This window comes from Afipia sp. OHSU_II-C1 (assembly GCF_000497575.1).
Taxonomy (GTDB): Bacteria; Pseudomonadota; Alphaproteobacteria; order Rhizobiales; family Xanthobacteraceae; genus Afipia.
In genome coordinates, this window is the sequence record NZ_APJI01000017.1 from 1 (window position 1) to 24,773 (window position 24,773).

At 58.1% G+C, this 24,773-nt stretch carries 22 protein-coding genes; 20 read left to right on the top strand and 2 right to left on the bottom strand.

The window, feature by feature from the left end; genetic code table 11:
* The 20 genes from I554_RS27375 to I554_RS0119905 form a co-directional block, all read left to right on the top strand.
* The coding region (locus tag I554_RS27375) for a hypothetical protein (RefSeq protein ID WP_029659916.1) at positions 1-373 on the top strand (373 nt) is incomplete at its 5' end.
* A 196-nt stretch (positions 374-569) separates the two neighbouring features.
* Positions 570-1,976, top strand: a complete 1,407-nt coding sequence (locus tag I554_RS0119815) for a glutamate-1-semialdehyde 2,1-aminomutase (RefSeq protein ID WP_051358578.1) — start codon at positions 570-572, stop codon at positions 1,974-1,976.
* Between the two features lie 14 nt (positions 1,977-1,990).
* Positions 1,991-2,710 (top strand): acylneuraminate cytidylyltransferase family protein, encoded by a 720-nt coding sequence (locus I554_RS0119820; RefSeq protein WP_024578060.1) that lies wholly within the window; start codon positions 1,991-1,993, stop codon positions 2,708-2,710.
* Positions 2,711-2,769: 59 nt separating this feature from the next.
* Complete coding sequence (locus tag I554_RS0119825) at positions 2,770-3,714, top strand: hypothetical protein (protein WP_152527612.1); 945 nt, start codon at positions 2,770-2,772, stop codon at positions 3,712-3,714.
* 318 nt (positions 3,715-4,032) lie between these two features.
* A complete protein-coding gene (locus I554_RS0119830; protein ID WP_029659840.1) occupies positions 4,033-5,034 on the top strand; it encodes an NAD-dependent 4,6-dehydratase LegB in 1,002 nt (333 codons plus the stop codon).
* A gap of 10 nt (positions 5,035-5,044) precedes the next feature.
* On the top strand, positions 5,045-6,205 hold the full coding sequence (locus tag I554_RS0119835; protein WP_024578057.1) for a LegC family aminotransferase: 1,161 nt from the start codon (positions 5,045-5,047) through the stop codon (positions 6,203-6,205).
* On the top strand, positions 6,202-6,822 hold the full coding sequence (locus I554_RS0119840; protein ID WP_024578056.1) for an acetyltransferase: 621 nt from the start codon (positions 6,202-6,204) through the stop codon (positions 6,820-6,822). Before I554_RS0119835 ends, I554_RS0119840 begins: the two co-directional genes overlap by 4 nt.
* Positions 6,819-7,823 carry an N-acetylneuraminate synthase gene (neuB, locus tag I554_RS0119845; protein ID WP_024578055.1) on the top strand — a complete coding sequence of 335 codons (1,005 nt, stop codon included), beginning with the start codon at positions 6,819-6,821 and terminating at the stop codon, positions 7,821-7,823. Before I554_RS0119840 ends, neuB begins: the two co-directional genes overlap by 4 nt.
* Positions 7,784-8,986, top strand: coding sequence for a UDP-N-acetylglucosamine 2-epimerase (neuC, locus tag I554_RS0119850; protein ID WP_051358577.1), 1,203 nt, complete (start codon positions 7,784-7,786; stop codon positions 8,984-8,986). The genes neuB and neuC overlap by 40 nt, the downstream gene beginning before the upstream one ends.
* Complete coding sequence (locus I554_RS0119855) at positions 8,983-10,032, top strand: nucleotidyltransferase family protein (RefSeq protein ID WP_204366238.1); 1,050 nt, start codon at positions 8,983-8,985, stop codon at positions 10,030-10,032. The genes neuC and I554_RS0119855 overlap by 4 nt, the downstream gene beginning before the upstream one ends.
* Complete coding sequence (locus I554_RS0119860; RefSeq protein WP_244432800.1) at positions 9,932-10,858, top strand: SDR family oxidoreductase; 927 nt, start codon at positions 9,932-9,934, stop codon at positions 10,856-10,858. Before I554_RS0119855 ends, I554_RS0119860 begins: the two co-directional genes overlap by 101 nt.
* A complete protein-coding gene (locus I554_RS26515; RefSeq protein WP_081710820.1) occupies positions 10,848-12,071 on the top strand; it encodes a polysaccharide pyruvyl transferase family protein in 1,224 nt (407 codons plus the stop codon). Before I554_RS0119860 ends, I554_RS26515 begins: the two co-directional genes overlap by 11 nt.
* A 21-nt stretch (positions 12,072-12,092) precedes the next feature.
* Positions 12,093-13,553, top strand: coding sequence for a hypothetical protein (locus I554_RS0119870; RefSeq protein WP_034473841.1), 1,461 nt, complete (start codon positions 12,093-12,095; stop codon positions 13,551-13,553).
* Positions 13,550-14,698, top strand: coding sequence for a UDP-N-acetylglucosamine 2-epimerase (non-hydrolyzing) (gene wecB / locus I554_RS0119875; RefSeq protein ID WP_029659842.1), 1,149 nt, complete (start codon positions 13,550-13,552; stop codon positions 14,696-14,698). The genes I554_RS0119870 and wecB overlap by 4 nt, the downstream gene beginning before the upstream one ends.
* A complete protein-coding gene (locus tag I554_RS0119880; protein ID WP_024578048.1) occupies positions 14,695-15,939 on the top strand; it encodes a glycosyltransferase in 1,245 nt (414 codons plus the stop codon). The genes wecB and I554_RS0119880 overlap by 4 nt, the downstream gene beginning before the upstream one ends.
* Before the next feature lie 38 nt (positions 15,940-15,977).
* On the top strand, positions 15,978-16,838 hold the full coding sequence (locus tag I554_RS26520; protein WP_192817793.1) for a class I SAM-dependent methyltransferase: 861 nt from the start codon (positions 15,978-15,980) through the stop codon (positions 16,836-16,838).
* Between the two features lie 43 nt (positions 16,839-16,881).
* Entirely contained in the window at positions 16,882-18,816 is a 1,935-nt protein-coding gene (gene asnB, locus I554_RS0119890; protein WP_024578046.1) for an asparagine synthase (glutamine-hydrolyzing), read from the top strand.
* Between the two features lie 61 nt (positions 18,817-18,877).
* A complete protein-coding gene (locus I554_RS0119895; RefSeq protein WP_244432801.1) occupies positions 18,878-20,005 on the top strand; it encodes a glycosyltransferase in 1,128 nt (375 codons plus the stop codon).
* A 115-nt stretch (positions 20,006-20,120) separates the two neighbouring features.
* Positions 20,121-21,560 carry a glycosyltransferase gene (locus I554_RS0119900; protein WP_024578045.1) on the top strand — a complete coding sequence of 480 codons (1,440 nt, stop codon included), beginning with the start codon at positions 20,121-20,123 and terminating at the stop codon, positions 21,558-21,560.
* 44 nt (positions 21,561-21,604) lie between these two features.
* A complete protein-coding gene (locus I554_RS0119905; RefSeq protein WP_024578044.1) occupies positions 21,605-22,333 on the top strand; it encodes a class I SAM-dependent methyltransferase in 729 nt (242 codons plus the stop codon).
* 2 nt (positions 22,334-22,335) lie between these two features.
* Here the strand turns inward: I554_RS0119905 and I554_RS0119910 are convergent, their stop codons facing one another.
* The gene (locus tag I554_RS0119910) at positions 22,336-23,631 is read right to left on the bottom strand and encodes a glycosyltransferase family 39 protein (protein WP_192818014.1); all 1,296 of its coding nucleotides are present in this window, start codon (positions 23,629-23,631) and stop codon (positions 22,336-22,338) included.
* A gap of 121 nt (positions 23,632-23,752) precedes the next feature.
* A complete protein-coding gene (locus I554_RS0119915) occupies positions 23,753-24,712 on the bottom strand; it encodes a lysylphosphatidylglycerol synthase transmembrane domain-containing protein (protein ID WP_024578042.1) in 960 nt (319 codons plus the stop codon).
* Positions 24,713-24,773: the final 61 nt, after the last annotated feature.

Sequence of the window (24,773 nt, forward strand, 5' to 3'; positions counted from 1 at the left end):
GGAGGACCACTTCAAAGGGGGCAGATCAGCCGGAAAGAAGAACAACCTTCTTCAGATAGAATTCGCATATCCGGTCGGCGACCTGGACATCAAGGAGGATACCTGGAGAGCCGATTGCCTGCGGTATGTTCGGGACAGGGGACTGATCCCCGCAGACAGCGAACCCGTAGAATACGCATACTTTGGCGCGGTGAAGGGCTTCATCTCGAGTTATGATCCGCGGCAGATGGTGGCGGATTTTCAGGCCCGGCTTCTGAGCACGACCAACGTTACCTATCCTTACATCGGTCTTGAGGCCGATAACATCAACCGTATCGTCCCGTCGGTGTTCAAGCAGGTCTATCAAGCCATCGCCGACGAAGCGGCTGTTTAATCATGGTTTCTCCGCAAGCGAGGCGTGGAAAGCCCTTGACGTTCATGACGTGAACATACTAAGGGTAAGTGGCTGTTGTTACGGGCATCTTCGCTCGCACACTCGAAAATGACCATTCGGTCGCCGAGTGGGCTTGCGTCGTGCCGGGATCGGCTCTAGCCGTTTCCGCGCTTTCAGGCCTCTCTGGGAAACGGTCATGAGTAACCTGCCGCCACGTACGGTCACCAATTTTGCGTTGTCGGACCGATACCGCGAGCGCGTGCATCAGGTCATTGTCGGCGGCGCCCACACCTATTCACGAGGCGATGATCAGTTTCCAGCACTCGCGCCCGCCGCGATCGCCCGTGGCAAGGGTGCGCGGGTCTGGGATCTCGATGAGAACGAATACATCGACTGCACCCTCGGTCTCGGGGCCGTCAGCCTTGGCCACGCTTACGAGCCGGTGCTGGCCGCAGTGCGCGAGCAGCTTGAGCTCGGCGCAGGTTTTCAGCGCCCAGCGGCACTCGAGCTCGATCTTGCAGAAGAGTTCCTTGCGCTCACCCCAGGGATGGATCGGATCAAATTTGCGAAGAACGGATCCAATGTAACGACAGCAGCAGTCAAGTTGGCTCGCGCTTACACTGGCCGCGAACTGGTGGCGTTTCCAAAGAATCATCCATTTTTCAGTTTCGACGATTGGTTCATTGGTTCGACTTCGATCCACTCGGGAATCCCGGACGGGGTGCGACGTTTCTCGGTCACTTACGATTCGACAGATCCCGATACGTTGACCGCGCTCTTTGCGAAATATCCGGGACAGATCGCCTGCGTGATCACCGAACCGGAGGAAATGATTCCGTGGTCACCGGATGCAGTCCGTGCAATCGAGGTGATCGCCAAGCGCGGCGGGGCCGTTTTCATCGTCGATGAGATGATCACAGGTTTCCGCGCTGGCTTGCCGGGCTCATATGTCCGCCTCGGGTTGACGCCTGATCTAGCAACATGGGGCAAGGCAAGTGGCAATGGATTTTCGTTCTGCGCGCTTACGGGCAGGGCCGAGATCATGGACCTTGGCGGTATCAAGCAGACATCCCGGCCTCGCGTATTTCTTCTGTCGTCCACTCACGGCGGTGAGGCGCATTCGCTGGCTGCGGCCCGTGCTGTCATTCGTGAATACAGCACCAAGGATGTACTCGGTCATCACAAACATATCGTTGCGCGCGTTGAAGCGGGGGTCCGCCGTGCTGTCGAGAAGCACAAGGTCGGCGGTGCTATCGAATTGCACCCGGCATCCTGGCGGATATTTTTCGGCTGCAAGGATGCGGACGGACAGGTCTCGCTCGCATTCCGCACTTTGCTGCTGCAGGAGATGATCGGGCGCGGCGTATTGTTCCAGGGCGTGTTTCTGCCATGCTTTTCGCATAGCGATGCGGACGTGGATACCATCGTCGAAGCGTTCGATCAGGCGTTCGCGGTCTATGCGCACGCTTTGGAGCACGGGCTGGATCAGCATCTTGTCGGTGACGCGATACGCCCGGTGTTCCGCAAGTATGTCAGTTGTGACCGGGTGTGCGCGGACGACCCTTGCGAACACGAGATCGCCAGTCAGGCTGGCGGCAGCTAGATCACCGGGACAACATGAAGCGATTGGCAACCATCTGTGCGCGGGGTGGCTCAAAGGGCGTCCCCAACAAGAATCTGAAACTGCTGGGCGGGCGGCCGTTGATCGCGTGGAGCGTTTTGCAGGCAAGGGCGACCGGATTGTTCGATCGCATCGTGGTTTCAAGCGACTCCGAGGACATTCAGTCTGCGGCATTGCGCGCAGGTGCCGACGGCGTGGTGAACAGGCCGGTCGATATGGCGACCGACGAAGCGCCCAAGGTTCCAGCGATCCTTCACGCGTTGCTGGAAACCGAGCGGCAGAACAACAAGCGCTACGATATCCTGGTCGATCTCGACGCGACCGCGCCGTTACGGTTACCGGAAGACATTTCCGGTGCGGTTGCTCTTCTTGAAAGCAGCGGATCAAGCAGCGTCATCACGGGGAATGCTGCCTATCGTTCTCCTTATTTCGATCTTGTTGAGTTGCAAGTCGATGGAACGGTGCGTGTTTCGAAAACGCCATCGCGCCCCGTCTTCCGGCGGCAGGATGTTCCTGTCTGCTATGACATGAATGCTTCGATCTATGTCTGGAAGCGCGATGCGCTCGTTGCAAATCCTTCGGTGTTCTACGATGACACGCGATTATTCGAGATGCCGGCGGAGCGGTCGCGCGAGATCGACAGTCAATTCGATTTTTCGATCGTGGAGTTTCTGTTCGAGAAACTGAAAATGGCTGACGCTCTGGACCTGCGATAGCGATGGACAGAAATTTCAAGATCATCGCAAGCGACAAGGACGCTGCGGGGTTTGCCGCAGTGCTGGCGGATCCGCGCTTTGCCGTCATTGAGGCGCACCCGCAGCCGGGTGCTTTCGGTCGTGCTTACTATCCGGCCGTTCATGGCGACAATCATCGCGACTATTCATTTGCCGTGGAGTGGCGGGACGAGCCGCGAGTTGTGGTGCTGTGCTCCGTAGTCGACGGTATTCTCGGCATGCACGGTATTCCGGCGCGAATCTTCGTGGAAAACAATCTCGACGCTGAAGTCCTGAAGGCGGCCATGAAACATGCCTTCGCTCACATTGATGAGATTGTGGTCGCCGCGAATGTGCAGGAAGTCGTCATTAGCGAGCCGGCGACGCCGGTCCTTTCGCCGGTGGGGGAAGCCTGTCTTTCGCGTGGCGCGAAGGCCGATGTCACGTTGATCGGCATGGTCGATATCCAGGCGGGACCGGCTGTCTGGAAGAAATCCCTGCGCAAGAGCTTTCAGCAGCTGATCAACTGGGGACGGAAGAACTTCGCGATCGGCTATGTGAATGCGGACAACTTCTCGCAGGAGGCCTTCGACCGGTTTCGCCACTTCCACGCGCATGTTGCCGGTCGTGTGACCCGGCCGATCGAGTCGTGGAATGCGATGGCAGAGAGTGTCAAGAACGGGCGTGGCGAAGTCATTGTCGGGGAGATAGCGGGCAAGCTCACGGCCGCGGCACTTTTCATCGATGGTGCCGTAACGTCACTCTATATGACCGCGATCTACGATCGGGACAGCGAAGACCCCCTTGCGCACTACATCATATGGCATGGGATGGAGCGTGCTCATCTCCGCGGGATGAAGGACATGGAGCTCGGGCCCATTCATCAGCTCGGCATGACCGACGCCAAGCAATTCAACATCGGTTTTTTCAAGCGAGGCTTTGTAACCCGCATGGATTCGAACCTCGACTGGCGCTGGCGGGTTAAATCCGCGGGCCGCGGCGAGTGAGATAGGGGCTGTAGGCATGGCTGCGGGCTGTTGCTCTTAACGAAGACGCGCGAGCCCAGCGATTCCCCCGATTCCTGGCCTTGGCGGCGGCAAAACTGTCTGCTACAAGATGCTGTTCATTTCGTGAACGTAAGACTATTGTTTGTTTTCAATAGGTTAGACTGCCGATAGAGGCCTGATTATTGAGCTTCCGGCGGTCAAACGTCATCCCGCATAGCGGAGTGGCGTCGCTCGTATCCTGTCCGGGCGTTTCACCCGGACTGCGGTAGCCGTGGTTAGCCCGGTTATCGGAAGATCTCAGGCCCACAAGAAAGCACAATGCCCCCGCGCATCTTTGTTACCGGAGCCGATGGTTTTATCGGTTCACACCTCACCGAGCTGCTTGTTCGGGAAGGGTACGACGTTCGTGCATTCGTTCAGTACAACTCTTTCAACTCGTGGGGTTGGCTCGACGAGTGCGATGCCGACGTCGAGGGCAAATTCGAGGTCATTGCCGGAGACGTTCGCGATCCATTCGGCGTCAAGGCCGCGATGAAGGGGTGCGATGCCGTTCTGCACCTTGCTGCACTCATCGCAATCCCGTTTTCATATCATTCGCCTGCGGCTTACGTGGAGACGAACGTCAACGGGACGTTGAATGTTCTTCAAGCGGCGCGCGATCTGGAAGTCGACCGCGTTATTCACACCTCGACCAGCGAGGTCTATGGGACCGCGCGCTATGTCCCAATCGATGAGGAGCATCCACTTCAGGCTCAATCGCCTTACTCCGCGACCAAGATCAGCGCTGACCAGATTGCGCTCTCGTTCTACCGCTCGTTCCAGACGCCGGTTACCATCGTGCGTCCGTTCAACACCTTCGGACCGCGGCAGTCCGCGCGTGCGGTTATACCAACCATTATCACGCAGCTTGCCGCTGGCCGTGATCGCGTTGAACTGGGTGACCTGCGTCCGACACGTGATTTCAATTTCGTGGGCGACACGGCAGCCGGTTTCGTCGCGGCGCTGCGTTCTGATCGATGTATCGGCGAAGTCGTGAATCTGGGCACCGGATTCGAGATCAGCATCGGAGAGACTGCGCAGCTTATTGCCGAGCTGATGAACGTCAAGATCAACATCGGCCGTGATGAGGTCCGAATCCGGCCGGAAGCCAGCGAAGTGTTCCGGCTGCTTGCCAGTAACGACAAGGCGCGCCGCCTGCTTGACTGGCAGCCGCGTAATTCGGGCGCAGAAGGATTACGCAATGGCATGCAGACAACGATTGACTGGTTTATGAATCCCGACAACCAGCGCCGCTATAAAGCGGACACCTACAACATCTGATCGAGCATCAATGAGTTTGTTTTCCGATCAGATTGTTGCGGCCGTTCGCGAGGTCGCGGGCCCATCGCCGGCTGCGCTGCATGAGCCGGTCTTTGCGGGGCAGGAGATCAAATATCTCAGCGAGTGCATCGAAACCGGTTGGGTTTCGTCCGTCGGACGGTTCGTGGATCGCTTCGAGCAGCAACTCGCCGAGTATACGGGCGCGCGTCACGCGATCGCGGTTGTAAACGGAACGGCGGCGCTGCATGCGGCTCTGCTGGCCGTCGACGTGGATGCTGGCAGTGAAGTGCTGGTTCCGGCTCTGACGTTCATCGGAACGGTCAATCCCATTGTTTACTGCGGCGCGACGCCACATTTCATTGAAAGCTCTTCTGCGACGCTCGGTGTGGATCCCGATGCACTAGCGCGCTATCTGTCCGATATAGCCGTGGTCACCGGAGGTATCTGCCGCAATCGGCTGACTGGCGCTCGAATTTCCGCGCTCCTTCCGGTCCACATTTTCGGTCACCCGATCGATATGGATGCGCTTAACGAGGTCGCTCGCCGCTTCAGTATTCCTGTGGTGGAAGATGCCGCTGAGGCCATAGGCAGTTATGACAAAGGGCGGCATGCGGGAACATTGGGCTCTGTCGGAACGCTGAGTTTCAATGGCAACAAGACCATCACGACCGGCGGTGGCGGAGCGATCCTGACCAACGATTCGGTGCTGGCGGGCCGGATCAAGCACCTGTCGACGACGGCGCGTGTTGCGCACCGCTGGCAGTTCCTGCACGATATGGTCGGTTACAACTATCGCCTGCCGAATATTAATGCGGCTCTCGGCTGCGCTCAGCTCGAGCAACTCGATGGGTTCATCGCCCGCAAGCGCCGGTTGACCGAACTTTATGCCGCAGCATTCGAAAAGAACCCGGGTTTGCGGCTCATTCGCGAGCCGGCTGGCACACAGTCGAACTACTGGCTTCAATCGATCATGCTGGACCCGCAACATGCATCGGAGCGCGATGTTGTTCTCGAAGCATTGAACGATGCCGGTTATGCCGCGCGTCCGGTCTGGCGCCTGATGAGCACCATGCCAATGTTCGAGGCTTGTCCACGGATGCCGCTGACGGTAACCGAAGACATCGAGCAGCGTGTGATCAGCCTCCCGAGCGGAGCGGGATTGATTTCATGAGCAAGGGTCTTTTGCTTGTCGGCGCCGGAGGGCATGCGCGATCCTGTATTGAGGTTATTGAAAGCGCTGGCCTTCGCGTCTTCGGGTTAGTCGATCGCGATACCAGCATGCTCGGCGGCGATGTATTTGGTTATCCTGTGCTGGGTAGTGATGCCGAGTTGGTAAGGCTGGCGAAGGAAAGCGATGGTGTGCTTGTCACTGTCGGGCAGATTGGGCGACCCAAGGCTCGCGTTACGCTCTACGAGACGCTGGTCCTTAACGGTATCGTTCCGGTGAATGTATCTGCGAGCACTGCGCGTGTTTCTCCGCGGGCGTCGGTTGGACGTGGCGGCGTCGTGATGCATCAAGTCGTTGTAAACGCGGGCGCGCGAGTCGGAGTCAATTGCATCGTCAATACCGGTGCAATTATCGAGCACGATGCCGAGATCGGCGATCACTGTCATGTTGCGATCGGCGCTGTGGTCGGCGGCGGCGTGCGCATCGGTGCCGGCTCATTTCTTGGTGCGGGTGCAATCATATCGCATGGCGTTTCGGTCGGGCCCGGTTCGATCATCGGTGCGGGATGTGTCGTGATGTCAGACTGCGCGGCGGAGACTTTCATGAAGCGGTCCGCATGAAACCGACGTTCATTATCGCTGAAGCCGGCGTCAATCATAACGGCGATGCGGTGCGTGCCCGCGCGCTGATCGATGCTGCTGTGCGAGCCGGAGCGGACGCGGTCAAGTTTCAGACCTTCCGTCCTGATCTGCTTGTGACCCGTAGTGCCCAGAAGGCGCAGTATCAAAAAGCGCAAACCGGATCCGATCAAAGCCAGCACGATATGCTGGCGGCTCTCAACCTCGGTGACGATGTATTTCGAGACTTATCGCAATATTGCTCGGCGCAGAACATCGTTTTCCTGTCGACGCCGTTTGATGCGGAAAGTGCGGACTTCCTGGCGTCGATCAAGGTGCCTTTGATCAAGATCTCGTCCGGTGATCTTACCAATCTGCCGCTCCTGCGGCACATCGCTGCGCTGAAATTACCGATTATTCTGTCGACCGGCATGGCGACGCTGGGCGAGATCGAAGCGTCGGTCCATGCTCTTGAGCAAGCCGGTGCCAAAAGGCAGGACATCACACTGCTGCATTGTAACACCGATTACCCGACGCCCTGGCATGATGTGAACCTGCGTGCCATCGATACTCTGCGCCGCGCATTTGATATGCAGGTAGGGTATTCGGATCACACGACTGGAATCGAAATCGCCTGTGCGGCGGTTGCTCTCGGTGCCACTGTGATCGAGAAGCATTTCACGCTGGATCGAAATTTGCCTGGCCCTGACCACAAGGCAAGTCTCGAGCCTGACGAGTTGACCTCGCTCGTCCAATCGATCCGCCATATTGAGCTTGCGATGGGAAGCGGCCGCAAGACGCCTACCGCGAGCGAACTTCCCAATCGCGCGGTGGCCCGGCGATCGCTCGTGGCCGCGCGGCCGATCAGGGCAGGGGAGGTTTTTGGACCTGACAATCTTATTCCGAAGCGAGCAGAACGAGGTTTGTCTCCCATGCTGTGGGACCATGTGGTCGGCCGCATCGCATGCCGGGATTTCGCAGAAGACGAGCCTATCGAGCTGTGACCCGCCGGGTTTGCATTTTTACCGGGGCGCGGTCGGATTTCGGCCTGCTGCAGCCCCTCATCCGCGCGGTGATGCTGGACGAGCAGCTTGAGTTGCAGCTCATCGTTTCCGGGTCCCACCTTGCGGCGGATTTTGGCATGAGCGTGAGAGAGATCGAGGGTGCCGGAATTCCGATTGCAAGGAAGATTGATATTCTCGGGGCGTCCGATGCTGCTGTCGATGTCGCGAGGGCCGCGGGCAGAGGTATGATCGGGGTTTCGGATGCTCTCGAAGAGCTAAAGCCGGACATCGTCGTTATTCTTGGCGATCGTTACGAAGCGCTGTCCGCGGCGTTCAGCTCGGTCATACTCGGGATTCCTGTTGCGCATCTGCACGGCGGAGAAATCACCGAAGGTTCCAGCGACGACAGTTTTCGCCATGCCATCACGAAAATGGCTTCGTTACATTTCGTGGCGGCCGAGCCATACAGGACTCGCGTTATCCAGATGGGAGAGAGTCCCGATCGGGTATTTCTGGTGGGCGGATTGGGTGTTGACGCGATGTCGCGCCTGTCATTGCTTGACCGCGGCGAGGTCGAGCGCCGGTTGAACTTTGTTATCGATAACCGCACGCTGCTCGCCACGGTCCATCCATCCACGGCAGGAGCGGATGACACGGGCCTTGAGTGTGAGGAAATGCTCGCTGCCCTGGAAATCGAACGCGATTTAAGAGTGGTGTTCACATTAGCGAACGCGGATGCTGGCGGACGAGCGGTCAACGAACAGATCAGGGCTTTCGTCGCCCGCAATCCCACCCGGAGCATCTGCTTTCCCTCGCTTGGTTCACAACTTTACTTTTCCTGCCTGAGATTTGTGAGGGGCGTTATCGGCAATTCGTCGAGCGGGTTGCTGGAGGCGCCCAGTTTCCACATCGGGACGATCAATATCGGCTCTCGGCAACAGGGCCGGCTGCGCAGTGCCAGCGTGATCGATTGTGCGCCGGACAGGCGGTCCATTGGCGAGGCTTTGGCGCACCTGTTCAGTGCGGAGTTTCAACGCGTGGTGGCATCAGCATCGAATCCCTATGGCAGCGGAGGCGCAACGCCCGAGATTATTAGAGTTCTCAAGGCGGCGGATCTCGGCAAGCTGCATACGAAATCGTTTTACGACATTCCGAAGGCTTGAAGGCAAAGATGGTGGACTGGAAGAACTTGCTGATTGGGCCGGACGCCTCGATCGAGGCAGCTATCCAGACGATCGATCAGGGTGGCGCACGCATCGCGCTGGTGGTCGACGCTGATGGAAAGCTGCTGGGGACCGTGACGGATGGAGACGTTCGCCGCGCGATCATCGGTCACAAGGCGCTGACGGAAAGCATCGCGGGTGTGATGAATCCGCATCCGCGCACGGTGACACATCCGTTGGATCGAAAAAAAGCCGTCGCACTGATGAATCAGTATCGTGTGATGCAGATTCCCGTCGTGGACGATCTGGGCCGTGTCGTCGGCATCGAAATGCTCGATGCCGCGGTGTCGGAACAGCGCCATGATAATTGGGTCCTGTTGCTGGCTGGCGGGTTCGGAACCCGCTTGCGTCCTCTGACGGATAGCTGTCCGAAGCCGATGCTTGATGTCGGCGGGAGGCCAATCCTGCAATCAATTATCGAGAGCTTCATCAGTCTGGGGTTTCACAAATTCTATGTGTCGGTCCACTACATGCCTGAAGTCATCAAGAACCATTTTGGTTCGGGCGAGAACTGGAACGTCACGATACGTTACATCGACGAGGAGAAGCCGCTCGGCACAGCAGGCAGCCTGAGTCTGATGGACGATGTCGGCGACCTCCCGGTAATCGTGATGAATGGCGATCTGCTTTCGCGGGTCAACTATCTCGACCTGCTCAAATTTCACAAGGAGCATGGTGTCGCGGCGACGATTTGCAGCCGGGAGTTTGCTTATCAGGTGCCGTTCGGCGTGGTTAAATTTGAGGGCTACGATGTCCAGGAGATCGTCGAGAAGCCGCTTCAGAAGTGCTTTGTCAGCGCCGGCATTTATGTTGTCGAAGCCGATGTGATTTCGGAGATGCAGAGGGGGCAGGCAATCGATATGCCGAACCTGCTGCAGAGCCTCATTGATCGCAAGCGCGGCGTTTGTACATTTCCTATCCACGAATACTGGCTCGATATTGGCCGCTTTTCTGATTACGAGCGTGCCAATCGGGATTTTGAGTGAGCCAATGACTGCTTTCCGCGACAAATTCAATCTTGCCGGAAAAGTCGCTATTGTGACCGGCGGTGCTGGTATTCTCGGTCAGAAATTCTGCGCGGGTTTGGCGGAGTTTGGCGCCAAGGTCGCTGTCATCGATGTTGATGAAGCGAGTGCGGGCGCGCTGGCCGCGCGGCTTTCGGCTGATTATGGCGCCGGGGCTATTGGTGTCGGCTGTAATATCGCAGAGCGCGACTCTGTGATCGAAATGTCGAAGAAGGTGATTGGCACCTTCGGTGGTGTGGATATTCTTCACAATAACGCAGCAACAAAATCGTCTGATCTCGCCGGCTTCTTCGCGCCCTTCGAAGATGTGTCGCTGGACACCTGGCGCGAGGTGATGTCAGTCAATCTTGACGGTGCGTTTCTGGTGTCGCAGGCGATCGGGCGCCAGATGATTTCGCAAGGGCGTGGCGGCAGTATCATCAATACCTCGTCGATTTACGGTATTCTCGGCGCGGACAAGCGCATCTATGAAGGTTCGCATTACCTGGGACGCGAGATTAACACGCCGGCTGTCTATGCGGCATCGAAAGCCGGATTGCTCGGATTGACGCGCTATCTCTCGACACACTGGGCCGCGCATAACATTCGCGTCAACGCGATTACGCCCGGCGGTGTTTCGAGCGGACAGAATGACGAATTCAGGAACAAGTATAGCGCGCGCGTTCCAATGGGCCGCATGGCTGATAGCGATGAGATGGTGTCAGCGCTGCTGTTTCTTGCGTCAGATGCATCCAGCTACATTACGGGGCAGAACATAGTCGTCGATGGTGGACTGAGTGCCTGGTGACCAAAGGCAGCTGCATTCTCCCCAATTGCCGCAAAAGTCTCTGACTTTTTTCCTTTCTGGATATTACGGGCAGGGGAATCTCGGCGACGATCTGCTGTTGCGCGCAACGATCGAAGGCATTTGCCGCATTAGTCCGGCCCCGCGTTTTGTGATCCGTAATGAGGGCGATGTCGCGCTATTGAAGGGGGCAGCGGTTCCGGTCGAATTGACGGGAATCGACAGGATCGCATCGGATCAAACGAAATCCAAAGTCCGGCGCCTTGTTTCTACGCTCGCGGCCTATCGCCGGCATCTAAGACAATGCGACTGGTTTGTCTTCGGAGGGGGGACGGTCTTCCACGAACGGTCATCGGTTGTTCCACTGGCGATGACGTTATTGGTTTGTTTGCTGGCGCGGCTTATGGGTGTGCGAATAGTGGCGCTTGGAGTCGGCGTGGCAACGCTGCGTTCGGCAATGGGCAGATTTCTGCTGAGGTATATTATTTCGCTGTCAGACGTATTCGCGGTTCGGGACGCAGCCGCGCTGGCTGAGTGCACTAGGGCGTGGGCGGGCCACCGGGTTATGTTGACCTCCGACCTCGTGTTCACAATGGCTGGTGGTCTTCGGGGCCCGGGGGAAGTATCGTCTTCGATGGGGGTGCCGGTTGTCGGCATCTCGGTGTATTCGCCAGCGCTTTTGCACCCGGAGACGGGTGATCGCATTTCCGCAGTCATGCGCGACGTGCTTGAGACCGTTCTCGTTCGCGGATGGCAGGTGGTGCTCATGGCGTTCCATCACAGCCATGAAGATTCGAAAACTCGGCTGGATCACAGCGCTTTGAAACAGCTTGGTGACGATGTATCGCCTGAGTATCGGAATCAGATCAGGCATGTGGTCCTGGATGCAGCGAACATGACCGAGATCTTTGATGTGTTCTCGGAGATCAGTGTTCATTGTGGCATGCGGTTCCATGGACATGTTTTGTCCGCGATTTTCGAAAGGCCTTTTGTCGGCGTCGCGGTCGATAACAAGATCGACGCGATCTGCGGGCTCTTCGAAATGCCTGTGGTTAATCTCGACAAAATTTCGGCTGACGCTGTCGTGAATGCCATCGATCAAGCGATAGCCAGCCGCATTGATCCTGCGTTGCTTGCCAAATGCGAAGAGGCTGCCGAAGCAAATTTTTCGCTATTGGCTGCCCGTCTTGCTGTGTTGCAGCCCGCGCGACCATAGCCTCGCCGAAGAGTTAGAAGAATGACTGACCGCACACCACTGATTGCCGTGCACGGCTATGGAACGTATGCGATTTCGTATCGGCATATGATCGAAGTCGCAAAAACTGAAGCGTCCCACGTGCAATGGGCGATGCTGCTGCCGACGTCCCACCATCTTGACGTCGTTTCCGAAGTCCTCGACGCGGAGCGCATTCTTTGCCTCGAGTATGAGCAAAGCCGCGCCAGTTTGAGCATGCCGAATGAGGTTGAGCTCGCAGGCTATCGCGGAAATATCTTCACTGATATCGAAGCTGAAAAGAAGGTCTTCAAGCATCGGCCGGCGACGGAGCAGTTGATGCTCGCCGTACAGATCTATCGAATTTATAAGGACTTTCTGCTTCGCTTGAAGCCAACGCATCTTCTGATGGCCCATATCGAGACATTCGATGGCAAGGTGCTGGTTTCGCTCGCGCAGGAGCTGAACATTCCGGTGTTGATCCCGACCGATCTGCGGCATCTGGGTGGCATATATTTCAGCCGCGATGTGCAGGAACAGATTCCGGATTATCGTCAGATCATCCCGGAGGGCAGGGAATGGGCTGCGAAGACGATCGCGGCGTTTCGGGCCAAGCCCGGTCCTGCTTTTACGCCCGACATGTTTTTGGCGACCGGAGAAGATTTGTTGCCGATCGGCCGGAAATCGCTGCCCAAGCGCGCGTGGGGATTTGTCTCTCGCACTTGGAAGAACCCGCGGCTGTTTGAGAGCGAATTGTTCCTGACAAGTCTGAAATACACGTTTCCAGGTATTGTCGAAGGGTTTCGGTCGATGCGTGGTTATCTCAACGGGCTGAATTATGACTCGAAGGAGCTGGCAGAACTACCACCCAGGTTTATCTACTATCCGCTGCAGGTCACGCCGGAGTCCTCGATCAACACGCCGGCCCCTTACTACGTCGATCAGATGCGGGCGATAGATGCAATTCGCTTTGCCATGCCGAGCGACTGGACACTGGTTGTGAAGGAGCACAGGGCCTCGCTCGGTATCCGGCCCACATCGTTTTACCGTGCGTTGCGTCAGAAGGCCGGCGTTCACATCGCCCACGCAACAATGTCATCGATCGAGCTGATCAAGAAAGCCAAGGTAACGATTTCTGTTACGGGAAGTGCGACGCTGGAAGCGTTTCTTCTGGGACGTCCTGCTCTTGTGCTCGGAGGGTGCTTTATCGCGGACTATCTTGGCGGTGTCTGTTCGATCGATGAACTTCCATCCAGAATTGCAGCGAGCGCCTCGTCGCCGCCGGACGACCAGAAAATCGCATCAACTCTCGCTGAAATTCACAGCGTTCGTTACGAATGCGTTTTTCGGCCTGCAGATGAGCCCGGATATTATGGCAACCGTGCAGAGAATGTCAGGCGCATGGTAGGTGCTGTGCTGGATCACATCAAACGGCTTGATACGATGGATGACGGGCGGGGCGCCCTCGGCAATCAGTCATCATGAAAAAAATGAAAGTATTCATTGCCCTGGGGACGCGGCCAGAGGCTATCAAGCTTGCGCCGCTGATTTTGTGCTGCCGGGCGACCGGGTATGTCGACGTGACGGTGTGCAACACGGGGCAGCATAAATCGCTGGCGCGCGACATGCTGAATGCGTTCGGCATCGAAGCGGACGTCGATCTGGATGTTATGCGTCCTGGCCAGACCCTTACTGAGATCACGACGAATATACTCAAGGCGATCGAAGTCCCGCTGAAAGACAGGGAACCAGACTGGGTCGTGGTTCAGGGCGACACCACGACAAGTTTCACGGCGGCGCTCGCGGCGTTCTACCAGAAAATTCCCGTTGCGCATGTTGAAGCAGGACTTCGGACCGGCGACCGCTACTCTCCCTGGCCTGAAGAAATCAACCGCCGTCTCAATTCGGCTCTGGCGACAGCGCACTTTGCACCCACCGAGCGCAGCCGTTTGAACTTGATTGCAGAAGGTATTTCTCCGGATCTGATCACAGTAACAGGTAACACCGGTATCGATGCGCTTTTGCAAGCTGCGAGAATCCTCGATGAGGATGCTGGGAGAAATGAAGCCGTTGTCCGCGAGCTTGTCGCGCGTGGATTGACGTTCTTGTCAACCGGAGATCAAGCGAAGAATGTTGTTGTCGTCACGGCGCACCGTCGCGAGAACTTTGGTGAGGGCATTGAGTCGATTTGCAGGGTGATTGTGGCGCTTGCCAAACGATATCCGAATCTCAAATTCGTTTTCCCCGTTCACCCCAATCCCGAGGTCACAAGCCCCGTCGATCGCATTGTCAGGACGGCAGGGTGCGCCAATATTTTTCTGATCGAACCGCTCGACTATTTTCCCTTTACCTATCTGCTTAAGGGCGCGCGGTTGGTCCTCAGCGATTCGGGCGGCATTCAGGAGGAGGCTGTGTCGCTGGGAAAGCGGCTTGTCATCCTGCGTGAGGCCACTGAGCGCGTCGAACTTGTAGGCCAGTCCGATGTCTGGATCGTCGGCACCGACCAGCGGCTGATTGTTGATGCCGTGGATGCAGCGCTTAACAAAACGTCGGATTGCAAGCGGCTGGACATATTCGGTGACGGCCATGCCTCGCAGCGGATCGTCAACGCACTCGACGCATCACGATGAAAGTATTGGCGATTTCTTACGCCCTGCCGCCGATGTTGTATCCGCAGGCAATTCAGATCGGCAGGCTGCTTTCTCACAGTCGGCTATCGATTTCAGCGGTTTCGGGTGGCGACAGAGTGGATGAGGCGGGGTTCGGCAAGCATGTCGAGCACCACATTGTACCGTTCAAGAGTGAGGCGAAGGGGATTTTGCATTCGCTCGGTATGAGGGTCGTTCCGTTCTATGGCACGATGCCGGACGCGTTCCGCGCGTGGATCGATCTGGCTTACGCCGCCATCTGCAGCATTGTTGAACGGCAAGGCAAACCGGATTTGATCGTCACTTTCGGAGAGCCGATGAGCGATCACCTTCTGGGGATTCGCCTGAAGCAAGCGTTCAGTATCCCTTGGCTCGCGCATTTCAGCGATCCGTGGTCCGACAATCCCTTTCGTAACATCCAGCCGCTGTCGAAGTTCGCAAATCGCGTACTCGAACGGCGCGTTCTGGAACGCGCCGATGCCGCTGTGTTTACATCCGATGAAACCGTCGATCTCGTCTATCGTAAGTATGATCGATCTCTTCGGAGCCGATCGTCGGTTCTGTCGCATGCATTCGATCCCGATGCTTACGCCGGTGAAGCGGAGATGGAAATGTCGGGGCCGATTGTCCTGCGATACATTGGCAATTTCTATGGCCATCGCAGCCCCCGTCCGTTAGTTGCTGCGCTCGCTCGGATTTATTGCGACACCCCTGACGTGCTTGCTGATGTGCGCGTCGAACTGGTGGGCGGAATTCCAGAGCGGATGCGACGCTCGGGAGAGTGGAGAACGCTGCCGGAAGGACTACTGATTACCCGTGGCAGCGTGTCGTATGCGGAATCACTTCGTCTCATGAAAACGTCGGACATCTTGCTGACGATTGATGCGCCCGCGCGTGAGAGCGTGTTCTTTCCAAGCAAACTTGCGGACTATATCGGTGCCGGCAGACGGCTCGTGGGGATCGTGCCGCCAGGCGCAGCTGCTCGCATTATGGGTCAATGTGGCGGAAGGTCGGTTTCGCCAACGGCTCCAGTTGCGGACGTGGCTGACCTGTTGCGTGATGAAATCGCTGCGGCCCGCTCGCAGCGAAAGATTGGCGTCTCAAGGCAGGCGCCTGGACAGAACGCGTCTCGTTACGATATTGCGAATGTCGCACCGATGTTTGATGCCCTCTGCCGCTCGACGGTCGAAGTTGCCCGACAGCGTGCGGGAGCGCTGCCATGAGCGCTTGCCCTTTGTGTGGATCGAAGGGGAACTGGCCGATGCGCTGGACAGCCGATCCAGCCGTTCGGCAGTGGCGCCTGGAACGTGGGGATAACCGCGCCTATGCGTGGTCGCTGTGCAAGACATGCGGGATTGGCTACCCGGCCTTCCAGCCGTCGTCAGATCTACTTTCCTTTTTCTGGAATCGCGACCGGCAGGACGGGTTCGACAGCGATGCGCAGAGTGAGGCTGCCTGGGCAGGCAGGAGGGCGGCCAGCCAGAAAAACGCGGCGCGCACTTTCGGTATGTTTGCGCCCATGCATGCGGGCCGGCCCGGCCGGTTCATCGACATTGCTTGTGGTCTGGGCGAAACAGTAAAGTACTTCTCCGATCGTGGTTGGGATGCGCGCGGCATTGATGCAGATCCGGCGCTCAAGCGCTTTCATGAACGGATCGGAATACGATCCGAAATCGGGCAAATCGAAGTCGCCGAGATCGATGGAAAATTTGATATCATCCATGTTTCTCACGCAATCTACTTCATTACGAACCCCGGCGAATTTCTGGAGCGCCTCAAGTCCTCCCTGAATCGGGGTGGGCTGCTGTGTATTGTTATTTCGAATTTCCTCGCGCCCGAGGACCCAGGTCTTCCGGGTTATGCGCACAGCTTTCTCCCGACGGCCGGCTCCATGCGCTATGCTCTGGCAAGGGCGGGCTATGAGATTGTTCTCTCCCGGAAAAAATCGGGGAGCATCTATATTGCTGCTCGCCGAGGGGAGGGACAGCTTCCCAAAGTTTATCCGCAGCTCATTCGCCTTGGCTATCGTACAAAAGGCTTGCGATACTCGCTGATTGGCCGGCCAAAGCTCCTGCTACATCGGGTTGCGAAGCAGGTTCTGTCGTGGGCAGGTCTGCGTTGAAACTCGCAGCACACGCGTCGTAGCGCGGCCGGGTCCTTTTTCCATGTGTGGTATTGCCGGTTTCATAGATCACCGCCTTGCGCCCGATGGTGCCGCGCTTGTGCACCGCGCGCGGGCGATGGGTGATGCCATTGCAAACCGCGGCCCCGACGCCAGCGGAATCTGGACGGATGACACCGTCGGCTTGGCGTTGTCGCATCGCCGCCTGTCCATCGTGGATTTGTCGGACGCTGGTGCGCAGCCCATGGTGTCCGCGGACGGGCGCTGGGTGATCTGCTACAATGGTGAAATCTACAACAGCGATGACATCCGCCGCGATCCTGCGCTGAAAGCTGTCGCATGGCGCGGTCATTCCGACACTGAAACGATTGTCGAATCCGTAGCGCGGCGCGGATTGAGCGTTACGCTGGATGATCTCAATGGCATGTTCGCGATCGCGTTGTGGGATCGAAAGGAGCAGGCGCTTCATCTTGTTCGCGACCGGCTCGGGATTAAGCCATTGTTTGTGGCCCACCGCGGCGATCAGATTTTCTTCGCATCCGAGCTGAAGAGTTTTCACGCCGCTCAGGCATTCGATCTGGAAATCGAACCGTCGTCGGTCGCGAGTTTCCTGCGCTTCGGTTATGTGCCGGCGCCTCACAGCATTTACCGCGGCGTCAAGAAAGTGATGCCTGGCGAACATGTCACGTTTTCGGTTGGTGGTTCTTGCGCTAGCCGCCGTTATTGGTCTGCGGCGGAAGTGGCGTTGCAGGGGATCGATTCCCCCCTGAAGCTTTCCGACGAAGAAGCCATCGCGCAGCTCTCGGAATTGCTTGGGGATGCGGTTTCTCGGCAAATGCTTGCGGACGTTCCGCTTGGAGCTTTCCTGTCCGGCGGTATCGACTCGTCAGCGGTGGCAGGCTTGATGGTTGCTGCCGGGCGAGGGCCGGTTCGTACCTTCTCGATCGGATTTCCCGAATTTGGCTTCGACGAATCGAAAGACGCTGCCGCAGTCGCCCGGCATCTCGGCACACAGCACACCGAACTGGTCGTTACCGCGTCCGATGCTCTCGGTGTGGTTCCGCAACTTGCGCAGATGTATGACGAGCCGTTTGCGGATTCGTCGCAAATTCCGACCCATCTGGTGTCGAAGCTCACCCGGCGGCATGTGACTGTCGCGCTATCGGGCGACGGCGGCGATGAACTGTTTGGCGGGTACAATCGCTACCGGCTGGCTGAGGGCATGTCCCAGAAGCTTTCACGGATTCCGCTCGGTGCGCGGCGTATCGCGGCGGGCGCGCTGCAAGCACTTCCCATGGCGTGGGTCGATGGTCTCGCATCGCTTGCGCCGCGCGGAATGCTGCCATCGCAGGTCGCCGACAAGCTGCGCAAGTTTGCCAACGTGATGACGCTGGATTCAGAGGGGATCTACCGCAGGCTGGTGAGCCAGTGCGAGGATCCAGCAACGCTCGCCCCATTCGCGGATGAGCATCCTTTGACACCGTGGTCGACAGGTGCGGTCGGAGCATTACCGACATTTCTCGATCGCATGCAATTGCTCGACACCATGACTTACCTTCCGGACGACATTCTTCAGAAGGTCGATCGCGCCTCAATGGCAGTCGCGCTCGAAGCACGCCCGCCCTTGCTGGATCATCGCGTGGTCGAATTCGCGTGGCGTCTGCCGCGACGGTTCAAGATTCGGGACGGTGAAACGAAATGGCTCCTGCGGCGGGTGACCGAGCAGATGGTGCCGAGATCCCTGCTGAATCGGCCCAAAATGGGATTTGGCATTCCGCTTGCTGAATGGCTGCGTGGTCCGTTGAGGGACTGGGCGGAGGATTTGCTCGATCCGTCGCGGCTTGGCGGCGGCTTTCTCGACATAAGCGCTGCGCGTCGCTTGTGGGCAGATCACCTGACGGGCCGCAGGAACTGGGCTTACGCGCTTTGGACCATTCTGATGTTTGAAGCGTGGCGCAGGCGCTGGGCGGACAGTTAGGCCCGTGGACAACGTGTCACCTGCGCAGCCGCGTATCCTCTTTGTCACCAAGAAGATGGTGATGGGCGGCGCCGAGCGTCATCTGGCGCAATTGCTGCCTGCCTTGATGTCGCGTGGCTTTGCGGTGGAACTGTTCGTGCTGGAGCGGAGCGGAGAGCTTGAAGCGGATCTGGCGAAGGCTGGCGTGACCATCTCCGGGTTGCGACGCCGTTCCGGACGAGTGCGTCATTTGCTGACGGCCGCCGCCGAATTGTATCGTCGCACCCGCCGGACGCGCCCTGATATTCTGCATTTCTTTCTGCCTGAACCCTATCTGGTCGGTGCGGCCGTTGCTGTTGTTGCGCGCCAGCGCATCTGCGTCATGAGCCGCCGTTCCTTGGCACACTATCAGCGCAGCCATCCGTGGTTCGGGCGCATCGAGCGCCTGCTTCATCGCCGCATGGCGGCGTTGCTGGGAAACTCAACAGCTATTGTCGATGAACTCGTCGCGGAGGGAGGAGACCGACGCAAGATCGGCCTGATCCATAACGGCGTCACCATTCCCCGGCTCGCTGATGACCAGATTCGCGAGGCGCAGCGGATTGCCTTGGGTATTCCCCCCGGCGCCTTTGTCATGGCGATTGTCGCCAATCTGTTTCATTACAAGGGCCATGCAGACCTGTTTGATGCACTGGGGACGATAGCGTCGCGGCTCCAGCAGCCCTGGCGACTGATGGTTGTTGGCCGTGACGAAGGTGAAGGGCCGCAGTTGCGCTTACAGGCTGAACGTCTTGGCATTGCCGATCGCATTCTCTGGCTCGGAGAACGGCGCGATGTTGAAGCGATTCTGCCGGCGGCCGATATCGCGCTGCTCGTATCCCACCAGGAAGGTTTCTCTAACGCCTTGATCGAAGCGATGGGGCAGGGATTGCCAACCATAGCAACTGCTGTCGGAGGCAATCTCGATGCCGTTGTCGACGGTGAAACCGGCTTGCTGACTCCGCCAAGGGAGCCTGCCGCCCTCGGCGCGGCTATTCTAGCTCTTGCATCGGACCCGTCGAAACGCGAGGCCATGGGGATTGCGGCGCGGAGGCGGGCCATGGCGATGTTTTCCCAGGATGCCTGCGTTACGCGCTACGGCCGTCTTTATCGGAACCTCGGTAAATCGTCCCTGGGTCCGGTTCAGACCATGATTGACGGCGGGGACTAGCCGCCCGTTCAAGCGAATTAAGTCGCGTGGTGCGGTTTTGACCTTGGTCATGGGACGTTTGCGTGCCAGAAGAGCTCGCCAGAAAATACCACCGTCAGAAGCGAAAATTATTGCCATGTCGACTTCGTCATTGCCCTCGCGCAAAGCGCAAATACTGTCCCATTCGGAGGAATACGCTACCTCGCGCCCTGAGTGGCGTAACAAGGCAGCATTCTTTCATCGCGAGGATGAAGCCTATCTGCGGTTTCTGATCCCGGAGAATGCGCGCGTTCTTGAAATCGGATGCGGCATCGGAGATACGCTCGCGGCCCTCAAGCCTGCTTATGGCGTGGGTATCGACTTTAGCCCCGCGTTGATCGACATCGCCCGCAAGAGGCATCCCGGCCTGACATTTATTGTGGGGGATGCGGAAGATCCTGCAACGATTGCTTCAGCGGGTGGCACGTTCGACTATATCCTGGTTCTTGATGCGATCGGATCGCTGGACGATTGCCAGAAGTTTCTTGAGCAGCTTCATCCGCTTTGCACGCGCGAGACCCGCGTTGTGATCGGGTACTTCTCGCATCTGTGGCAACCGGTACTCAAATTCGCGGAGTTGATCGGCCAGCGCATGCCGCTACCGCCTCAGAACGCTCTTGCGCCGGCGGACGTCGCGGCCATCGCCCAGCTCGCGGACTTTGAATCGGTGAAATCCGAGCAGAGAATGCTGATGCCAGTGTCGCTGTTCGGGCTCGGGCATCTCCTCAACCGCTTTATCAGCGTTCTGCCTGTATTCCGTTTCTTCGCCTTGCGTCATTACTCCGTTTGCCGGTCGTGGCCGGCGGCGAAGGAAGATCTCAAGTCGGCAACGGTCGTCATTCCCGCGCGCAATGAGCGCGGGAACATCGAGCCCGCAGTGCAGCGGTTGCCGCAGTTCTGCGATGACATCGAAATCATCTTCATCGAAGGTCACAGCAAGGACGGGACCTTCGAGGAGATGGAGCGCGTCAAGGCTGCTTATCCGGACAAGGATATCAAGTTGATGCGCCAGCCCGGTAAAGGCAAGGCGGATGCCGTGTTCACAGCCTACGATGTGGCCCGCGGAGATGTCCTGATGATTCTCGACGCCGATCTCACCATGCCGCCCGAGCAGCTGCCGAAATTCTGGGAAGCGATCAAATCGGGGAAGGGTGAGTTCATCAACGGCTCACGTCTCGTTTATCCGCTTGAGGATGACGCGATGCGCTTTCTCAACCTGATCGCGAACAAGATATTTTCCTATCTGTTCTCGTGGCTGCTGAATCAGCGCTACACGGACACTCTGTGCGGCACCAAGGTGATGCGGAGAGCGGACTACTATCGGCTCCGTGACGGCAAGGCCTACTTCGGGGATTTCGATCCGTTCGGCGATTTCGACCTTATTTTCGGCGCGTCGAAACTCAACCTCAAGACGATCGATCTGCCGATCCGCTATGCCGCCCGTGCCTACGGCGAAACACAGATTTCGCGATTCCGGCACGGCGTGATGCTGCTGAGAATGGTGATCTTCGCGTTCTTCAAGATCAAGGCGATCTGATCGTGATGTCGAGACGCATCCGGTGTCGAAACGATTGATGTGCCATGTCCGGTGTTCTTGACAGCTATCGTGCGGTTTGGGAGCAGAAGCCGGTTCTACGGACGGTCTACAATGACATTTTCGACCGGATCGCGAGCCGTACCGTTGCGGGAACGACTCTCGAGATCGGAGGTGGCATCGGCAATCTGAAGGAGCGGATCGACGATCTTATTTCGTCGGACATCCAGTTCGCCCCATGGCTCGATCTTGTCGCCGATGCGCAAAAGCTCCCGTTTGCGGACGGCGCCTTGTCGAACATTGTGATGCTTGATGTGCTTCACCACATCGAATTCCCGGCATTGTTGTTTCGCGAGGCTTCGCGCGTGTTGCGTCCGGGCGGACGTATCATCATGGCGGAGCCGGGCATTACGCTTGGAAGCAGGCTTTTCTATCGCTTGCTGCATCATGAGCCGGTGCGGATGGATGCAGACCCGCTTCTGGAGGGATCGCCGGACAGGGGCCGCGATCCTTACGATTCCAATCAGGCAATCCCGACATTGCTGGCGACGAGCCACCGCGAGCAATTTCATTCCAAATTTCCGGATCTGACGATCAGCGAAACGCAATGGTTCTCGTTCGTCGCTTATCCGTTCAGCGGCGGGTTCAGGCCATGGTCGCTGATGACGGAGCCGATGGCCCGCGCGATGCTTTGGTTCGAAAAGCATGCCGAGGGCGCTCTTGGCCGCCATTTCGGCTTTCGTTTGCTGACCGTGGTCGAAAAACGAGGCGGATAGTCTTACGCCACTTGATGGATGCTGACCTTGCCGGGCTTCCTGCGCCGGTCGCGAACGGCGATCAACCCTGCACCGCTCAGCACATTGAAAATCGGCTCGAGTGGCAACCGGTACTTGGGGGAGGCGACAGGCCCATTGACGAGCAGGATGTAGCCACACCACGATGCCGCCAGGAAGATCGCAGGCCAGTTCGCGGTCCGCCGCGCCAAAGCGACGAAACCGATCAATTGCAGCAGGCGCATCGCCGCCAGCCCAGCGCTGCCGGCCAGCAGAAACCACGTATAGACCGGTTGGCCCGACCGGAATGCATAGTTGAAGGCCTTGTCGAAGAACGAATTGCCCGGCGTGTTGTAGAAGCCGGGCCGCGGCAGTTGCGAGACGGGCGGCGACAACAGAACTGCGGGTGAAACAAGATTGATTGTAATGCCGGACAGCCACGACTTCGCAATCGCGCTGACGGGGATATCCTTCAGCGCTTCTTTCGCGATGATGGTGTATTGCCGGGATTGCTCGAATGGATTTGAAGAATGCGGCCCGAACCTCTCAATGGTTCGCTTCTCCAGATCATTGTAACTCGTCATATAAGGCGTTCTGTCCTGCATTTCCCGTGCGAGCGGAACAACCCACAGCGCAAGATGGATGCCGCCCTGCGGCGTCAGTCCGGCGGTTCCGAACACAGCGACATTCTTCGCGACAATGATGCCAATACCGGCGGTCAGGGCAACAACGGCAGCGGTTATTGTTGCTGCTTTCTGTAGCGTGCATTTCCGAAAGACGACGTAGGCGGCGAGCAGGGCCAGCGCGAAGAAGGCCCATGGGACGATGATCGCCCGTATGAGCGCCGCGCAGCCGAGGAAGAGACCGAGCAGAGTGGCGTTTCGCCACGAGGGGTTGTCGACCCAGCGGAACGCCGCCCAGAACGACATCGCGACAAAGAAGATGAATGGAGTGTCGGTGTAGAACAGTCCGCTGAGAACGATCTGTGTGGGATTGATGACGGCGATGAGGGCCGCAGCGACAGCAACACGGGTGGATATCCAGGACGCTATGCCATACACCGCAACGCAGGTCCCAGCATCGAACACTCCCTGCATCAGGATATAGGCAAGAGTGCCGTGCGCGCTGCCGAAAACGAGAAAGGGGATTGCTGCAAGCCAGTGATAGAGCGGCATCGTATAGGCATGCTGCCCAAACCACTGCGAGCCATGAACTGTGCCGGATTTGACGGCGTTCGCGAAATCGCTCGCAACGCTTGTGTAGGTCAGGGAGTCGACGCCCTTCAGTCCATCGTCGCCCATCAGAGCGTACATCGCGAGGGCGTAGGCCCAGCGGATGATGAGTGCAGCAAAAAAAATCTTCAGCAGGATCGATTGAGCTTTGTGCGCTGAGGGCGCACCTGGGTCAGCAAGGGCGGACGAACTATTCGCCCTCGGGAACGGCATGGGATATCTCGGACGTTTTCTCTGCGCTGAGAATCCAGACCAGTCCGCCGATCGCCCCGACCACGAAGGAAGAGGCTCCGAACAAAAGCGACACCACCGTGCCGTCGGTGGGCGCGAGCCCGGCATATCCAAACGCAACCATCATGGTTGCTTCACGGACGCCCCAGCCAGCGATGGAAATCGGCAGCATCGTGATCAGCATGATCGGCGGTACAAGCAGAAACAGTTGTTCGAATGCCGCCGGCGCGGCGATCGAGCGAACGGCGCACCAGGCAATCACCACGGCCATGACGTGAATGAGCAGCGAAAGGGCGGCGACCTTAGGCCCACTGGTGCGGTTGAATATCACCTGATTGGCGATCACCGCGCAGGCATGGATGTGGCGCAGGGGCCAGAGCTTCTTGAGCCATTCCCAGCGGAGCGCGCCGTAAACGAGAAAGCCGAGGCCGGCCGAAATCGCGGCGACATCGACCAGCAGCAGCGCAAGGCGTCCGCGAGGGCTGCCGATCAGGTCGTAGCTCCATGGGAGGCTTGCGACCACAATCAGCGCAAGAGCGATCAGGCCGATGGCGCGATCGACAAGAACTGAATAGGTGGCAGCTCGCCAGCCCGCGCCCGTGTGCCGCACAAGCCAGAGCCGCATGGCGTCGCCGCCGATGGTGGACGGCAGCGTCTGATTGAAGAACGCGCCGATCATGTTGTAGCGGAACGCCTGTCCGGTCCCGAGAGGCGCGGCACAGCGCGCGCTGATCTCGCGCCAGCGCAGCGCGCCGAGGAAAATCTGGAAAACCGTCGCCAGCACCGCGAGCAGAAACCAACCGGGGCTGATCTGGCTCAGGCGGGACTGGATCGCCGCGAAATTGATGCCGCGGAACGCGATATAGAGCAGCGCCGCCGACACCAGTATTCGAGCGGCAAGAAGGAGAAATCCGCGCATTCCGGACCGCGATGGTTAACGTTGCTGGATCTGAAAAGGGCGTGAATAGCAGCGCTTGACA

Bases quoted from the DNA above. Each gene is read 5' to 3' on its own strand.
- I554_RS0119815 (WP_051358578.1), top strand. From the start codon at position 570: ATGAGTAACCTGCCGCCACGTACGGTCACCAATTTTGCGTTGTCGGAC.
- I554_RS0119820 (WP_024578060.1), top strand. From the start codon at position 1,991: ATGAAGCGATTGGCAACCATCTGTGCGCGGGGTGGCTCAAAGGGCGTC.
- I554_RS0119830 (WP_029659840.1), top strand. From the start codon at position 4,033: ATGCCCCCGCGCATCTTTGTTACCGGAGCCGATGGTTTTATCGGTTCA.
- I554_RS0119835 (WP_024578057.1), top strand. From the start codon at position 5,045: ATGAGTTTGTTTTCCGATCAGATTGTTGCGGCCGTTCGCGAGGTCGCG.
- I554_RS0119840 (WP_024578056.1), top strand. From the start codon at position 6,202: ATGAGCAAGGGTCTTTTGCTTGTCGGCGCCGGAGGGCATGCGCGATCC.
- neuB (WP_024578055.1), top strand. From the start codon at position 6,819: ATGAAACCGACGTTCATTATCGCTGAAGCCGGCGTCAATCATAACGGC.
- neuC (WP_051358577.1), top strand. From the start codon at position 7,784: ATGCCGGGATTTCGCAGAAGACGAGCCTATCGAGCTGTGACCCGCCGG.
- I554_RS0119870 (WP_034473841.1), top strand. From the start codon at position 12,093: ATGACTGACCGCACACCACTGATTGCCGTGCACGGCTATGGAACGTAT.
- wecB (WP_029659842.1), top strand. From the start codon at position 13,550: ATGAAAAAAATGAAAGTATTCATTGCCCTGGGGACGCGGCCAGAGGCT.
- I554_RS0119880 (WP_024578048.1), top strand. From the start codon at position 14,695: ATGAAAGTATTGGCGATTTCTTACGCCCTGCCGCCGATGTTGTATCCG.
- I554_RS26520 (WP_192817793.1), top strand. From the start codon at position 15,978: ATGCGCTGGACAGCCGATCCAGCCGTTCGGCAGTGGCGCCTGGAACGT.
- asnB (WP_024578046.1), top strand. From the start codon at position 16,882: ATGTGTGGTATTGCCGGTTTCATAGATCACCGCCTTGCGCCCGATGGT.
- I554_RS0119895 (WP_244432801.1), top strand. From the start codon at position 18,878: ATGGGCGGCGCCGAGCGTCATCTGGCGCAATTGCTGCCTGCCTTGATG.
- I554_RS0119900 (WP_024578045.1), top strand. From the start codon at position 20,121: ATGTCGACTTCGTCATTGCCCTCGCGCAAAGCGCAAATACTGTCCCAT.
- I554_RS0119905 (WP_024578044.1), top strand. From the start codon at position 21,605: ATGTCCGGTGTTCTTGACAGCTATCGTGCGGTTTGGGAGCAGAAGCCG.
- I554_RS0119910 (WP_192818014.1), bottom strand. From the start codon at position 23,631: ATGGGCGACGATGGACTGAAGGGCGTCGACTCCCTGACCTACACAAGC.
- I554_RS0119915 (WP_024578042.1), bottom strand. From the start codon at position 24,712: ATGCGCGGATTTCTCCTTCTTGCCGCTCGAATACTGGTGTCGGCGGCG.